Below are 13,825 nucleotides of genomic sequence, written 5' to 3'. Positions count from 1 at the left end.
CGGCGCGGATAGGCTGATCCTCGTGCGTATCGCGAGATTCACGACCGACGAGGACCCACGCTTCGGCGTCGTAGGCGAGGCCGACGGAGTCACGGTGATCGCCGCGATCACCGGCGACCCGTTGTACGCGGGCGTCCAGCTGACCGGCGAGAAGCTCGCCCTCGACGACGTCCGGCTGCTCGCGCCGGTCCTCCCACGGAGCAAGGTGATCGGCATCGGGCGCAACTACGCGGCCCACGCCGCCGAGCTCGGCAACGAGGTCCCCGCGGAGCCGCTGGTCTTCCTCAAGCCGAACACGAGCGTCACCGGGCCCGGTGACCCCATCCTCTACCCGGACTTCACGGAGGACCTCCACTACGAGGGCGAGCTCGCCGTCGTCATCAGCCGCATCTGCAAGGACGTCCCCGCCGAGTCCGCCGCCCAGGTGATCCACGGCTACACCGTCGCCAACGACGTCACAGCCCGCGACCGCCAGAAGAGCGACGGGCAGTGGAGCCGGGCCAAGGGCGCCGACGGGTTCTGCCCGCTGGGTCCGTGGATCGAGACCGACCTCGACGTGTCGGACCTGCGGCTCACGACGACGGTCGGCGACCGGGTCGTCCAGGACGGCCGGACCTCCGACATGGTCCACAAGGTCCCCGACCTCATCGCGTACGTCTCCAGCTTCATGACGCTGCTCCCGGGCGACGTCATCCTCACCGGCACCCCCGAGGGTGTCGGTCCCATGAACCCTGGTGACGAGGTCAGCGTCACCGTCGAGGGCATCGGCACCCTGACCAACAAGGTGGTTTCGAAGTGACTGAGTCCAGCCGCGCCGTCCGTGTGCGCTTCTGCCCGTCCCCGACGGGCAACCTGCACGTCGGCAACGTCCGGACGGCCCTGTTCAACTGGGCGTTCGCCCGCCACCACGGCGGCACGTTCGTCTTCCGCGTCGAGGACACTGACGCCGCGCGCGACTCGGAGGAGTCCTACCAGGGGCTCCTCGACGCACTGCGCTGGCTCGGCCTCGACTGGGACGAGGGTCCGGAGGTCGGCGGAGACCTCGGCCCGTACCGCCAGTCCGAGCGCATGCCTCTCTACGCGGAGGTCGCCAAGAAGCTGATCGACGCCGGCTACGCCTACTACGCGTACGACACTCCCGAGGAGCTCGAGGAGCGTCGCGAGACGGCACGCGCCGAGGGACGCTCGAGCGGCTACGACGGTCTGCACCGTGACCTCACCGACGAGCAGCGTGCCGCGTACGAGGCCGAGGGCCGCAAGCCGGTCGTCCGGTTCCGGATGCCCGACGAGGCGATCGTGTTCGAGGACCTGGTCCGGGGCGAGGTGACGTTCGAGCCGGAGCACGTGTCGGACTACGTCATCCTGCGCGCGAACGGCCAGCCGCTCTACACGCTGACCAACCCCGTCGACGACGCGACGATGGGCATCACCCACGTGCTCCGCGGCGAGGACCTGCTGAGCTCGACGCCGCGCCAGATCCCCCTGCACCGCGCGCTCGTCGAGCTCGGCATCGGCGAGGGGGTCGTCCCCGAGTACGGCCACCTGCCGTTCGTGATGGGTCCCGGCAACCGCAAGCTCTCCAAGCGCGACCCCGGCGGCGGCCTCGCCGACTACCGCGATCGTGGGTTCCTGCCCGAGGGGCTGCTCAACTACCTGGCGCTGCTCGGCTGGTCCATCGGCGGCGACCGCGAGATCTTCTCGCTGCAGGAGATGGCCGAGGCGTTCGACATCGGTCGCGTCAACCCGAACCCGGCCCAGTTCGACCCGAAGAAGTGCGAGGCGGTCAACGCTCAGCACATCCGCGACCTGCCGGTCGAGGACCTCGCCACGCGCCTTCTCCCGTACCTCGCGGATGCCGGTCTCGTCGGCTCCGAGCCGTCCGAGGCCGAGCTGGCGCTGCTCGCCGCGGCGACACCGCTCGTCAACGAGCGCATCACCGTGCTGAGCGAGGCCGTGGAGATGCTGGCGTTCCTCTTCGTGTCGGAGGACGGTTTCGCCGTCGATCCGGACGACGGCGCGAAGACCCTGACCGACGACGGGCTCACGGTCGTCCGCGCCGCCCGTGACGCGCTCGCTGGACTCGACCCGTTCGACACTGCGTCGATCGAGGCCGCACTGCGCGCTGCGCTCGTCGACGGGTTGGGGCTCAAGCCGCGCAACGCGTTCGGCCCGGTGCGGGTGGCGGTGTCCGGTCGCCGCATCTCCCCACCGCTGTTCGAGTCGATCGAGCTGCTGGGCAAGGAGCGCACGCTGAGCCGCCTGGACAGCGCGCTGGCCCGCTGACCTCCGCCTCCTGTCCGCTGGTTGAGCGAGCGCAGCGAGTCGAAACCCCCGCCCGCTGGTTGAGCGAGCGCAGCGAGTCGAAACCCCCGCCCGCTGGTTGAGCGAGCGCAGCGAGTCGAAACCCCCGGCCCCGACGTGAGAATCCTCACGTCGGGGCCGTTCTCGTCGCCTCAGACCACGCCGTACGGCGGCGCCGCGGCGTGATTGCTGGGCATGCGCGGGGCGGCCGAGGGGCCGCCGCCCGACGGCCGTACCGCGGCTTCCTGGCCGGCAACCCGCCTGTGACCTGCGAGGATGTCGCAACGGGCACCCCCGGATTTGGGTCGTACGAAAGCGTCCGGTAATGTTCTTCTCGGTTCGGGGACGCAAGGATCCGGACCAAAGCCATGGGGTATGGGGTAATTGGCAGCCCGTCGGTTTCTGGCACCGTTAGTCTAGGTTCGAGTCCTAGTACCCCAGCGAGAGGGACCTCCGGCCCGTCCGGTAGGCTTCTTTCACCACCAGGCCCCGTTGTGTAGCGGCCTAGCACGCCGCCCTCTCAAGGCGGTAGCGCGGGTTCGAATCCCGTCGGGGCTACAACAGGCGCCCGAGTCCACAGGACTCGGGCGCCTTGGTGTTTACCGGGCGGGAGGTCTTCGTTAGCGTGGCCCGTGTCCGACGTCCGACGGCGTCCAGGGGGTCGTGTGCCCGCGATCGTGATGACGGGCGGCTCCTCCGGTCTCGGGGCAGTCGCGGCCGAGAGCCTTGCCCGATCCGACGACGTACGCCTGCTGGTGGGCGCCCGCGGCGCAGCGCCGTACGGTGAGGCGCTCGCCCTCGATCTCACCAGGCTGGACGCGACGCGCTCCTTCGCCTCGGACGTGGTGGACCGGCTCGACGGCGAGCCGATCGGAGCGCTCCTGCTCAACGCGGGAGGGATCCGGTCGGACGTCGACGGCAGGACCGGCGACGGCTTCGAGACGACCTTCGGAGTGAACTACCTGGCGCACTACCTCCTCCTCAGGGAGCTGGTGCCGAGGCTCGCGCGCGATGCCGTCGTGGTGCTGACCACGAGCGGGACGCACGACCCGGACACTGGGGCGGGGCTGGTGCCGCCCCGGCATGCTGACGCCAAGCGGCTCGCCTACCCCGATCGCGATCCCGACATCGAGCGCCGGCCGCGCAAGGCGGCGCAGCACGCGTACACGGCGTCCAAGCTCTGCGCGGTGCTCACCGTCCGACGGCTTGCCGCGCTCCCGGAGGTTCGCGAGCGCGACGTCACGGCGGTTGCGCTCTGTCCGGGACAGGTCTTCGGGACGGGCCTGGCCCGGAGCTTGCCACGACCGATGCGGGCGGCATGGTCCGTGCTGGGCGGGCCGGTGGGACGTCCGGTGCGCGCACTGAGCGCGACCCACAACACGCGTACGGCCGCGGGCGCCGCGCTGGCCGACCTGGCGCTCGGCCGGACGAGGCCGCCGGCGGGACGGACGTACGCCGCGGTCCGTCGCGGTCGGATCACGTGGCCGGACCCGTCGGAGCGGGCGCAGGACGACGCGGCAGCCGAGGCGCTGTGGCGCGACAGCGCGCAGCTGGTGGGCCTCGCGTCGTGAGCCTCGGGCTCTCGAGCCGTGACGTCCGATTCCCGCTAGTTCCTGTCGGTCGCGCGCGGCATGCTGGAGGCATGAAGCTTGATGAGGACCGCTGCTACAGGGCGGTGGACGCGAAGGACGCCCGGTTTGACGGGGTGTTCTACACCGCGGTCACGAGCACCGGCATCTACTGCCGGCCCTCGTGCCCCGCGCGGACGCCGAAGCGCGAGAACGTCCGCTTCTACACCACGGCTGCCGCGGCCCACGACGCCGGATTCCGTGCCTGTCGGCGCTGCCGTCCCGATGCTGCGCCGGGCTCGCCGGAGTGGGACGTCCGGGCCGACACCGTCGGGCGGGCGATGCGGCTCATCCGCGACGGCGTCGTCGAGAGCGACGGGGTGCCCGGACTGGCAGACCGTCTCGGCTACAGCACGCGGCACGTCCACCGGATCCTCGTCGACGAGGTCGGCGCGGGCCCGCTCGCGATCGCCCGCAGCGACCGCGCGCACCACGCCCGGATCCTGCTGGAGACGACCGACGTCGCGGTGACCGACGTGGCGTTCGCCGCCGGCTTCTCGTCGGTCCGGCAGTTCAACGACACGCTCCGCACCGTCTACGCCTCGACGCCGAGCGAGCTGCGCGAGTCGGCGCGGCGGCGCACCCGCCGTACGACCCGCCCGTCGTCGTCCGGGCGCATCGAGCTGCGGCTCGCCGTGCGCCGCCCCTTCGCGTACGAGCAGCTGCTGGGCTGGCTCGCGGCGCGTGCGGTGCCTGGTCTCGAGACGGTCCGCGAGGGGACGTACGCTCGCACGCTCCGGCTTCCGCACGGTCCGGGCGTGGTCGCGCTCACGCCGGCCGAGGACCACGTGCGGTGCGTGCTGGAGCTGACGGACCTGCGCGACACGATGTCGGCGGTGACCCGCTGCCGCAGCATGCTCGACCTCGACGCCGACCCCGTCGCGATCGACGAGGTCCTGGGCACGGACCCTCTCCTCGGGGCGGCGGTCCGCGCGACTCCCGGGATGCGGGTGCCCGGGCACGTCGACGGGTACGAGCTGGCGATCCGCGCCGTCGTCGGGCAGCAGGTGTCGGTCGCTGGCGCGCGCACGACCCTCGCTCGCATCGTTGCAGCGCACGGCGCGGTCCTGGACGCGGAGTCGCACCCGCTCGCGGCGGCGTACGCCCTGACGCACGTCTTCCCTGAGCCTGACGCGCTCGCCGCGGTCGAGCCGACCGGCCTCGGGATGCCGCGTGCACGGGCATCGACCGTGATCGGGTTGTCGGACGCGGTCGCCGTCGGCAAGCTCGACATCGGCCCGAGTGCCGATCGGAGCGCGCTGCGCGAACAGCTGCTCGAGCTGCGGGGGATCGGGCCGTGGACCGCCGACTACGTGCTGATGCGTGCCGCGCGCGACCCCGACGTCATGCTCGCCACCGACCTCGTGATCCGACGCAGGCTCGACGCGCTCGCCGTACCCTCCGGGACCGACCCGACGACCTCCTGGAGCCCGTGGCGCTCGTACGCCGCGATGCACCTGTGGAACCTTCCCGACCTGACCGAGAGGCAGTCATGAACGAGACGACAGACCGTTACGCATACCTCGACTCCCCGATCGGGGGGCTGCGCGTCCACAGCGACGGCGTCGGCGTCACCGAGATCGACTTCGACGCGCACCGTGACGGCGGCGAGACGCGGGACGTCGTCCTGGACGCGGCGGTGTCCCAGCTGCGCGAGTACTTCGCCGGTGAGCGGACGACGTTCGACGTCCCGCTCGGCCCGCAGAAGGGTTCGGCGTTCCAGCGCTCGGTCTGGAAGGCGCTGTGCGACATCCCGTACGGGCAGACCGCCACGTACGGCGAGCTGGCCGCCGAGCTCGAGCTCGGCCCGTTCGGCGCCCGTGCCGTCGGGTCCGCCAACGCGTCCAACCCGATCCCGATCATCGTCCCGTGCCACCGGGTGATCGGCGCCAACGGCACGTTGACCGGTTATGCGGGTGGGCTCGAGCGCAAGCAGACCCTGCTCGACCTCGAGCAGGGGCCGGCGCTCTTCTGAACAGCGGCGGCGGTGAGCTGGGTCCCACCGTGATGCCTGCGGGTGGGACCACACTCACCGCGGTGCCTGCGGGTGGGACCACGCTCACCGCGAGGCGGGTGGGACCTACTCCCCGTTGCGGCGCAGGGACTGCGAGAGCCGTTCGGCCGCGGCGACGACCGCAGGGGCGTGCATCCGGCCGGGCTGGCGGGTGAGGCGCTCGAGAGGGCCCGACACGGACACCGCGGCGATGACCTTGCCGGAGGGGGAGCGGACGCTGGCCGACACCGATGCGATGCCGGTCTCGCGCTCGCCGACGCTCTGCGCCCAGCCGCGGCGGCGCACCTGGGACAAGGCGGCAGCGGTGAACGCGGCGTTCTGGAGGCCCCGGTTCATGCGCTCCGGGTCCTCCCACGCGAGCAGGATCTGCGCGGCGGACCCGGCGCGCATCGTGAGCTGGCTGCCGACCGGGACGGTGTCGCGCAGGCCGGTCGGTCGCTCGGCCGCGGCGACGCAGATCCGGTAGTCGCCCTGGCGCCGGAACAGCTGGGCGGACTCGCCGGTGATGTCACGCAGCCGCGCGAGCACCGGACCAGCCGCCGCGAGGAGGCGGTCCTCGCCTGCCGCTGCGGACAGCTCGGCGAGGCGGGGTCCGAGGACGAAACGGCCCTGCATGTCGCGTGCGACGAGCCGGTGGTGCTCGAGGGCGACGGCCAGCCGGTGGGCCGTCGGACGGGCCAGACCGGTGCTGGAGACGAGGCCGGCGAGCGTTGCTGGGCCGGCTTCGAGGGCCGACAAGACCAGTGCGGCTTTATCAAGTACGCCGACTCCGCTAGAGTTGTCCATGCCTTGATATTGCCGTCTCGCATTGTGAAATGCAAGCAACGAGGTCGAGCGAGAGAGAGCTCGTCGAGATCGGTCCGACGACGGACCACGTGGAACAGGAGAATGCAATGGGCAAGACCCTTGCGCAGAAGGTGTGGGACGAGCATGTCGTACGACGTGCCGACGGAGAGCCGGACCTGCTCTTCATCGACCTTCATCTCATCCACGAGGTGACCAGTCCGCAGGCGTTCGACGGGCTCCGCCTCGCCGGCCGCCAGGTCCGTCGCCCCGACCTCACGCTGGCCACCGAGGACCACAACATCCCGACGACCGACCTCGACAAGCCGATCGCCGACCCGGTCTCTCGCACGCAGGTCGAGACGTTGCGCCGCAACTGCGAGGAGTTCGGGGTTCGTCTGCACCCGATGGGCGACATCGAGCAGGGAATCGTCCACGTCGTCGGCCCGCAGCTCGGTCTGACGCAGCCTGGTACGACCGTGGTGTGCGGCGACTCGCACACCGCGACGCACGGCGCGTTCGGCGCGCTCGCCTTCGGTATCGGCACCAGCGAGGTCGAGCATGTGCTCGCGACCCAGACGCTGCCGCAGGCGACCCCGAAGACGATGGCCGTCGAGGTCGTCGGCGAGCTGCCGGACGGCGCGTCGGCCAAGGACCTCGTCCTCGCCCTGATCACGCAGGAGACGACCGGCGGAGGGCAGGGCTACATCGTCGAGTACCGCGGCGAGGCGATCCGCAAGCTGTCGATGGAAGCGCGGATGACCGTCTGCAACATGTCGATCGAGTGGGGCGCGAAGGCTGGCATGATCGCGCCGGACGAGACGACGTTCGCCTTCCTCGAGGGCCGCCCGCACGCACCGAAGGGCGCCGACTGGGACGCCGCCGTCGAGCACTGGCGCACGCTCGTCACCGACGACGACGCCGAGTTCGACAAGATCGTCACGCTGGACGCGTCGGCCGTGACTCCGTTCGTCACCTGGGGGACCAACCCCGGGCAGGGAGCCCCGCTGTCCGCGACCGTCCCGTCGCCGGAGGACTTCGCCGACCCGAGCGAGCGTGTCGCCGCCGAGCGCGCCCTCGAGTACATGGGCCTGACCGCCGGCATGCCGATGCGCGACATCGCCGTCGACACCGTCTTCGTCGGCTCCTGCACCAACGGGCGCATGGAGGACCTCCGCGCGGCCGCCAAGATCGTCGAGGGCCGCAAGGTCGCCGAGTCCACGCGCATGCTGGTCGTGCCCGGCTCCGTACGCGTCCGGCTGGAGGCCGAGCAGGAGGGGCTCGACGTCATCTTCAAGGAGGCGGGCGCGGAGTGGCGCGGTGCCGGGTGCTCGATGTGCCTCGGCATGAACCCCGACCAGCTCACGCCGGGGGAGCGCAGCGCCTCGACCTCGAACCGCAACTTCGAGGGACGTCAGGGCAAGGGCGGTCGCACCCACCTCGTGTCGCCGGAGGTCGCCGCCGCGACGGCCGTCCTCGGGCACCTCGCCTCGCCTGCCGACCTCGTCAACGCCTGACCCCCGCACGGACGGAAACGCTCATGGAGAAGTTCAGCACCCACACCGGTGTCGCCGCGCCGCTGCGTCGCAGCAACGTCGACACCGACCAGATCATCCCCGCCGAGTACCTCAAGCGCGTCACTCGCACGGGCTTCGAGGACGGCCTCTTCGCCGGCTGGCGCAAGGACCCGGCGTTCGTCCTCAACCAGCCCGCGTACCAGCACGCGACCGTGCTCCTCGCCGGCCCCGACTTCGGCACCGGGTCGTCGCGCGAGCACGCCGTGTGGGCGCTCCAGAACTACGGCTTCGCGGTCGTCGTCTCGCCGCGCTTCGGCGACATCTTCCGAGGCAACTCGGGCAAGGCCGGACTGCTCGCCGCGCAGGTCGACGAGAAGACGGTCAACGCGCTCTGGGAGCTCGTCGAGGCGAAGCCGGGGACCGAGGTGACCGTCGATCTCGTCGCGCGCACGGTCAGCGCCGGTGAGGGTGTCGATCGCGTCGAGGACTCGTTCGACATCGACGACTACACGCGGTGGCGACTGCTCGAGGGACTCGACGACATCGGCCTCACGCTGTCGCACGAAGACGCGATCAGTGCGTACGAGGCGACGCGTCCGTCGTTCAAGCCTGCAACGTTGTGACGACGTCCGCCGTCGTCCGTACGCGCTGACGGCGGCGAGCAGCCCGATCGACCGAAGCCCGGAAACCACGTAGCCATGGTGGTTTCCGGGCTTCGGCGTTCTGGCGGACGTGCGCGCGCGACGACGCGTTCCTCGTCGTTGCACCCCTCACGCGTGCACGCACGAAACAAACACGTTCCGACATTTGCCTCTACGGTGATTGAGACGGACAAGTCGATTGCTTACCGTCAAACACGAAGAACCGGACCGTTCACGGGGGGAAGCCGTTGAACAAGAGCGAGTTCGTCGAAGCACTCGCGATCTCCTTCGGAGGAAATCGCGCACAGGCTCGTCGCGCACTCGACGCTGTGATCGCGACGCTCACGCTCCACCTCTCGCGAGGAGATCGTGTCGTGCTCAGTGGGTTCGGAGTGTTCCAACAATCGATCCGCACCGGCCGACAGGTCCGGAACCCGCGGACGGGGGAGATCCACGTGATCGCGGATCGGACCATCCCGAAGTTCAAACCCGGAGGGGAGCTGAAGAACGTGGTGGCAGGTGTGACGGCGAAGAAGGCGCCGGCGAAGAAGACGGCAGCCAAGAAGGCGACCGCCAAGAAGTCGACAGCGAAGAAGGCGACCGCCAAGAAGGCCGCCGCGAAGAAGACGGTCGCTGCCAAGAAGGCGACCGTCAAGAAGGCCGCCGCGAAGAAGACGGTCGCGAAGAAGTCGGCCGCCAAGAAGGCGACGGCGAAGAAGACCGTGGCGAAGAAGGCACCTGCCAAGAAGGCCACGGCGAAGAAGACGGTCGCGAAGAAGGCGACGGCGAAGAAGACCGTGGCGAAGAAGGCACCTGCCAAGAAGGCCACGGCCAAGAAGGCGACCGCGAAGAAGACGGTCGCGAAGAAGTCGGCCGCCAAGAAGGCCACAGCGAAGAAGACGGTCGCGAAGAAGTCCGCCGCCAAGAAGGCGACGGCGAAGAAGACCGTGGCGAAGAAGGCACCTGCCAAGAAGGCCACGGCCAAGAAGGCCACGGCCAAGAAGGCGACAGCCAAGAAGGCGACCGCGAAGAAGACGGTCGCGAAGAAGTCGGCCGCCAAGAAGGCAACAGCCAAGCGGGCGGCGGCCAACAAGGTCACCGCCGGCGTCTGACCGGCACGGACGCGGCCCCGGTGCGCACCGGGGCCGCGCCCACGCTCACGGGCGAGTCGCCGCCTAGTGGATCCGCAGCGCGCGTACGGCGGGGGGTGCCGCGTCGGTCAGCTCGACGATGACGCGCTGGCCAGGACGCAGGTGACGCACAGGCGACGCAGCGACCGCATCCGCGTCGTACAGCAGCGTGACTCCGTCGTCCAGGACGAGTGTGCCGCCGGTCTCGGCGTCGTACGTGGCGATCGTGGCCTGCATGCGGCTTACGGTACCGCGCGCCGGGCGACGATCGACGCCGTACGGACGCCGAGCGCCGCACCCAGCTCCACGAGGTGAGCGGGCACGTCGACGTCGCGCCGCAGCGTCGGGGCCGCGTCGAGCAGCACGGCACCCTGGGCGCGGTGCGCGGCCAGCGAGCGTTCGCCGAACTGCGGGTCGAGCGCGGCGGGCTCGGTCGCCGTCAGCAGGGTCGTGCCGGTGCCGTCCGCGTCAGCGACCACGCCCAGACGGTGCTGCTCGGCGACGCCGAGGACGTCGTCGACGTCGTCCGCGCGCAGGCCCGGGAGGTCGGCGGTCAGGGCTGCGACGTACGACGTCGTCCGGCTCGCCAGCGCGATCCCGGAACGGAGCGCGCCGTCGAGCCCGGTGCCTCCGTCCGGGAGGACCTGCACGCGCGCCACACCGGAACCTTCTCGCGCGAGAGCGCCGAGCGCCGCCACGAGCGACCGGTCGGACGACACCACGATGACGTCGCTGACCCGCGCCGATCCGACCACCGCGTCGATCGTGTCGAGCGCCATCGCCAGCGCGAGCGACGGACGGTCGGCACCGAACGCGGAGAGGCGGGACTTGCCCACCGCCGTCTCCTTCACCGGAACCACGATCGTCCAACGCGCTGCCACGGGTCGATCTTGCCTCACGAAACCCAGGACCCAGGCCGGACCCCACCCCTCATGAACTAGGCTCGTGCGGATGAGGACCCCTGCCGACGCCGCTCCGGACCGCGATCCGGGGACGGTGCTCCGGTCCATCGTCGCCGTGCTGCGAGGCCCGGTGACCGCGATGGTCCGTCGTGACTGGTCGGGGGCGGAGCACCTGCCCCGCCACGAGGGCTTCGTCGTCGCAGCCAACCACGTGTCGCACTCCGACCCGGTGATGCTCGCGCACTTCCTCTACGACAACGGTGTGCCGCCGCGATACCTCGCGAAGGCCGCCATCCTCGACCTCCCGGTCGCCGGCAGGATCCTGCGCGCGACCGGGCAGATCCCCGTCTACCGCGGCACCGCCAACGCTGCCGACGCGTACGCCGCCGCGAAGCAGGCCGTCCTCGACGGCGAGGGTGTCATCTTCTACCCCGAGGGCACGATCACACGAGATCCCGACGAGTGGCCGATGTCGGGCAAGACCGGCGTGGCGCGCGTGTCGCTGGAGACCGGGTGTCCGGTCATCCCGGTCGCGCAGTGGGGCCCCAACCTGTTCCTCGAGCCGTACGGCCATCGCCCGCGGTTCCGTCCGCGGCAGACGATGCACATCTCGGCAGGCCCGCCCGTCGATCTGGACGACCTTCGTGGTCGGGAGATCACTGCCGGTATCCTCGCCGAGGCCACGGACCGGATCATGGATGCCGTGACCCAGCAGCTCGCCCTGGTGCGCGGCGTGCCCGCGCCGTCGCACCGGATGTCCCGCGACGACCCGCGGGTCAAGGAGCGCCCCCACCCACGACGCCAGTCGGCCACGAAGGAGTAGTACGCATGGCGAAGACCGCTGTCCTCGGTGCAGGTTCCTGGGGGACCGCCTTCTCGTTGGTCCTGGCCGACGCCGGCAACGACGTCCACCTGTGGGGCCGCCGCAAGGAGGTCTGCGACGCGATCAACCAGACCCGCGAGAACCCCGAGTACCTCCCGGGCATCCTGCTCCCGGAGACGATCAAGGCGAGCCACGACCCCGCCGTCGTGCTCGCGGACGCGGAGTTCGTGGTCCTCGCCGTGCCGTCGCAGCAGCTTCGCGCGAACCTTCGCGACTGGGCGCGCCACATCCCGCACGACGCGGTCGTGGTCAGCCTCATGAAGGGTGTCGAGCTCGGCACCCACCTGCGGATGAGCGAGGTCATCGCCGAGCTGACCGGCGCGGGTCCCGAGCGGGTGGCGGTCGTCACCGGCCCGAACCTCGCCCGTGAGATCGCCCAGCGCGAGCCTGCCGCCGCGGTCGTCGCGTGCGTCGACGAGGGCGTGGCGCAGCGCCTGCAGGCGTGGTGCCACACGCCCGCGTTCCGTCCGTACACGAACACCGACGTCGTCGGCTGCGAGCTCGCGGGCACGACCAAGAACGTCATCGCGCTCGCGGTCGGTGTAGCCGACGGCCTCGGGTACGGCGACAACGCCAAGGCGTCGGTCATCACGCGCGGTCTCGCGGAGACGGCGCGGCTCGGGCTCGCCATGGGCGCCGACCCGATGACGATGATGGGCCTGGCCGGCATGGGTGACCTGGTCGCCACGTGCAGCTCGCCCCTGTCGCGCAACCGCACCTTCGGCGAGAAGCTCGGACGTGGCATGACGGTCGACGAGATCGTGGCCTCGACGCGTCAGGTCGCCGAGGGCGTCAAGTCCAGCGACTCGGTCTCCGAGCTCGCGCGCCTGCACGGCGTGGACATGCCGATCGTCGAGCAGGTCGCGGCGCTCATCCGCGGCGAGGCGACGCCGAAGGAGCTCGTGAGCATGCTGGTCTCGCGGTCCCCGAAGCCGGAGATCCGCTAGCCCTCAAGCGCTGCCGAGCGCGGCTTCGACGTCGGCCCAGAGGTCGTCGTACCCCTCGATGCCGACCGACATCCGGATGAGGGCCTCGGGGATGGTCTCGGGCTCGCCGGCCCAGCGGCGCCGCCGCTCCCAGGTCGACTCGACCCCGCCGAGGCTGGTCGTGGGCACGACGAGCCGGCTGGAGGTGGCGACGCGATGGGCTGCGGCGGCCCCACCGGTCGGCTCGAAGGTGACGATCGTCCCGAAGCCGGGGTAGCCGACGGCGCCGACAGCGGGGTGCGCGTTGAGCGCGTCGACGAGGCGGCGGGCGTTGTCCTGCGCCTTCTCGAACCTCACCGCGAGGGTGCGCAGACCGCGGGTGGCCAGGTACGCCTCGAGGGAACCGGGTACGGCGCCGTGCATCCGCCGGTACGACTCGAGGAGGCCGTACGTGGCGTCGTCGGCGACGACCACCACACCCGCGAGCGCGTCGCTGTGCCCGGCGAGCAGCTTGGTCGCGGAGTGGACGACGACGTCGGCGCCGAGCGCGAGCGGCTGCTGCACCAAGGGGGTCGCGAACGTGTTGTCGACAACCACGAGCGCGCCGCGCGTGCGAGCCGCGGCGGCGACCTGCGCGATGTCGACGACCTCGAGCGCCGGGTTCGTCGGAGACTCGATCCACACCATCGCCGCACCCTCCGCAGCGGCGGCGAGGGCGTCCGGCTGCGTGACGTCGACCGCGCGCACGCTGATCCGGCCACGCCGCTCGGCCTCGGCCAGCAGCCCCAGCGTGCCGTTGTAGGAGTGCCGGGGGACGACCACGGCGCCGCCGTCAGCGACGAGCGAGAGCGCTGCGCTGGCCGCCGCCATCCCCGAGGAGTACATGACGGCCCGGCCGCCCTCCAGCGCCCCGACGGCGTCCTCGAACGCCGCCCAGGTCGGGTTGCCGAACCTGCCGTACTCCAGCTCGCCTCCCGCGACGAAGGTGCTCGCGGGGGTGATCGGCACGCTCAGCGGGGCGTCCGGTTTGCGTTCGGGCCGCCCGGCGGCGACGACGAGGGTCTCGGGGGAGAGTGCACGTGAACGAGCCATGCCGACCA

Annotated in this window: 14 protein-coding genes and 2 tRNA genes; 12 read left to right on the top strand and 4 right to left on the bottom strand. The window is 71.0% G+C overall.

Annotated features, from left to right (window positions below; all coding sequences use genetic code 11):
• Nucleotides 1–22 precede the first annotated feature (22 nt).
• From GH747_RS08605 to GH747_RS08575, 7 genes are all read left to right on the top strand, one after another.
• Entirely contained in the window at nt 23–799 is a 777-nt protein-coding gene (locus GH747_RS08605) for a fumarylacetoacetate hydrolase family protein (protein WP_149769157.1), read from the top strand.
• A complete protein-coding gene (gene gltX, locus GH747_RS08600; RefSeq protein ID WP_149769156.1) occupies nt 796–2,283 on the top strand; it encodes a glutamate--tRNA ligase in 1,488 nt (495 codons plus the stop codon). Before GH747_RS08605 ends, gltX begins: the two co-directional genes overlap by 4 nt.
• A 387-nt stretch (nt 2,284–2,670) precedes the next feature.
• Nucleotides 2,671–2,742 (top strand) — tRNA-Gln (locus tag GH747_RS08595).
• A gap of 44 nt (nt 2,743–2,786) precedes the next feature.
• Nucleotides 2,787–2,859: transfer RNA gene (locus GH747_RS08590), tRNA-Glu, on the top strand.
• A gap of 107 nt (nt 2,860–2,966) precedes the next feature.
• Entirely contained in the window at nt 2,967–3,872 is a 906-nt protein-coding gene (locus GH747_RS08585) for an SDR family NAD(P)-dependent oxidoreductase (RefSeq protein WP_149769155.1), read from the top strand.
• Between the two features lie 71 nt (nt 3,873–3,943).
• The gene (locus GH747_RS08580) at nt 3,944–5,425 is read left to right on the top strand and encodes a DNA-3-methyladenine glycosylase 2 family protein (protein ID WP_149769154.1); all 1,482 of its coding nucleotides are present in this window, start codon (nt 3,944–3,946) and stop codon (nt 5,423–5,425) included.
• A complete protein-coding gene (locus tag GH747_RS08575; protein WP_149769153.1) occupies nt 5,422–5,904 on the top strand; it encodes a methylated-DNA--[protein]-cysteine S-methyltransferase in 483 nt (160 codons plus the stop codon). Before GH747_RS08580 ends, GH747_RS08575 begins: the two co-directional genes overlap by 4 nt.
• A gap of 105 nt (nt 5,905–6,009) precedes the next feature.
• On the opposite strand, the gene GH747_RS08570 is transcribed toward GH747_RS08575, so the two are convergent.
• Complete coding sequence (locus GH747_RS08570; protein WP_149769152.1) at nt 6,010–6,729, bottom strand: IclR family transcriptional regulator; 720 nt, start codon at nt 6,727–6,729, stop codon at nt 6,010–6,012.
• Between the two features lie 107 nt (nt 6,730–6,836).
• On the opposite strand from GH747_RS08570, the gene leuC reads away from it, so the two are divergent.
• The 3 genes from leuC (at nt 6,837) to GH747_RS08555 (ending at nt 9,996) form a co-directional block, all read left to right on the top strand.
• Nucleotides 6,837–8,243, top strand: coding sequence for a 3-isopropylmalate dehydratase large subunit (gene leuC / locus GH747_RS08565; RefSeq protein WP_149769151.1), 1,407 nt, complete (start codon nt 6,837–6,839; stop codon nt 8,241–8,243).
• 23 nt (nt 8,244–8,266) lie between these two features.
• A complete protein-coding gene (gene leuD, locus GH747_RS08560; RefSeq protein WP_149769150.1) occupies nt 8,267–8,866 on the top strand; it encodes a 3-isopropylmalate dehydratase small subunit in 600 nt (199 codons plus the stop codon).
• Nucleotides 8,867–9,132: 266 nt separating this feature from the next.
• Entirely contained in the window at nt 9,133–9,996 is an 864-nt protein-coding gene (locus GH747_RS08555; RefSeq protein ID WP_149769149.1) for an HU family DNA-binding protein, read from the top strand.
• Nucleotides 9,997–10,059: 63 nt separating this feature from the next.
• Here the strand turns inward: GH747_RS08555 and GH747_RS08550 are convergent, their stop codons facing one another.
• Entirely contained in the window at nt 10,060–10,251 is a 192-nt protein-coding gene (locus GH747_RS08550; protein WP_149769148.1) for a hypothetical protein, read from the bottom strand.
• Nucleotides 10,252–10,256: 5 nt separating this feature from the next.
• Complete coding sequence (gene cofC / locus GH747_RS08545; protein WP_228552842.1) at nt 10,257–10,895, bottom strand: 2-phospho-L-lactate guanylyltransferase; 639 nt, start codon at nt 10,893–10,895, stop codon at nt 10,257–10,259.
• A 70-nt stretch (nt 10,896–10,965) separates the two neighbouring features.
• On the opposite strand from cofC, the gene GH747_RS08540 reads away from it, so the two are divergent.
• Nucleotides 10,966–11,739 carry a lysophospholipid acyltransferase family protein gene (locus GH747_RS08540; RefSeq protein ID WP_149769146.1) on the top strand — a complete coding sequence of 258 codons (774 nt, stop codon included), beginning with the start codon at nt 10,966–10,968 and terminating at the stop codon, nt 11,737–11,739.
• Between the two features lie 5 nt (nt 11,740–11,744).
• Nucleotides 11,745–12,746 (top strand): NAD(P)H-dependent glycerol-3-phosphate dehydrogenase, encoded by a 1,002-nt coding sequence (locus GH747_RS08535; RefSeq protein WP_149769145.1) that lies wholly within the window; start codon nt 11,745–11,747, stop codon nt 12,744–12,746.
• Nucleotides 12,747–12,749: 3 nt separating this feature from the next.
• Here the strand turns inward: GH747_RS08535 and GH747_RS08530 are convergent, their stop codons facing one another.
• Nucleotides 12,750–13,817, bottom strand: a complete 1,068-nt coding sequence (locus GH747_RS08530) for a trans-sulfuration enzyme family protein (RefSeq protein ID WP_149769144.1) — start codon at nt 13,815–13,817, stop codon at nt 12,750–12,752.
• Nucleotides 13,818–13,825: the final 8 nt, after the last annotated feature.

Origin of the sequence: Mumia xiangluensis, from assembly GCF_010994095.1 — a bacterium.
Taxonomy (GTDB): domain Bacteria; phylum Actinomycetota; class Actinomycetes; order Propionibacteriales; family Nocardioidaceae; genus Mumia; species Mumia xiangluensis.
Note: the sequence above shows the minus strand (reverse complement) of the source record. Positions and strands in the feature narration are given on the sequence as shown.

Coding starts and splice junctions, on each gene's coding strand:
- GH747_RS08580 (WP_149769154.1), top strand. CDS start 3,944: ATGAAGCTTGATGAGGACCGCTGCTACAGGGCGGTGGACGCGAAGGAC.
- GH747_RS08575 (WP_149769153.1), top strand. CDS start 5,422: ATGAACGAGACGACAGACCGTTACGCATACCTCGACTCCCCGATCGGG.
- GH747_RS08570 (WP_149769152.1), bottom strand. CDS start 6,729: ATGGACAACTCTAGCGGAGTCGGCGTACTTGATAAAGCCGCACTGGTC.
- leuC (WP_149769151.1), top strand. CDS start 6,837: ATGGGCAAGACCCTTGCGCAGAAGGTGTGGGACGAGCATGTCGTACGA.
- leuD (WP_149769150.1), top strand. CDS start 8,267: ATGGAGAAGTTCAGCACCCACACCGGTGTCGCCGCGCCGCTGCGTCGC.
- GH747_RS08550 (WP_149769148.1), bottom strand. CDS start 10,251: ATGCAGGCCACGATCGCCACGTACGACGCCGAGACCGGCGGCACACTC.
- GH747_RS08540 (WP_149769146.1), top strand. CDS start 10,966: ATGAGGACCCCTGCCGACGCCGCTCCGGACCGCGATCCGGGGACGGTG.
- GH747_RS08535 (WP_149769145.1), top strand. CDS start 11,745: ATGGCGAAGACCGCTGTCCTCGGTGCAGGTTCCTGGGGGACCGCCTTC.
- GH747_RS08530 (WP_149769144.1), bottom strand. CDS start 13,817: ATGGCTCGTTCACGTGCACTCTCCCCCGAGACCCTCGTCGTCGCCGCC.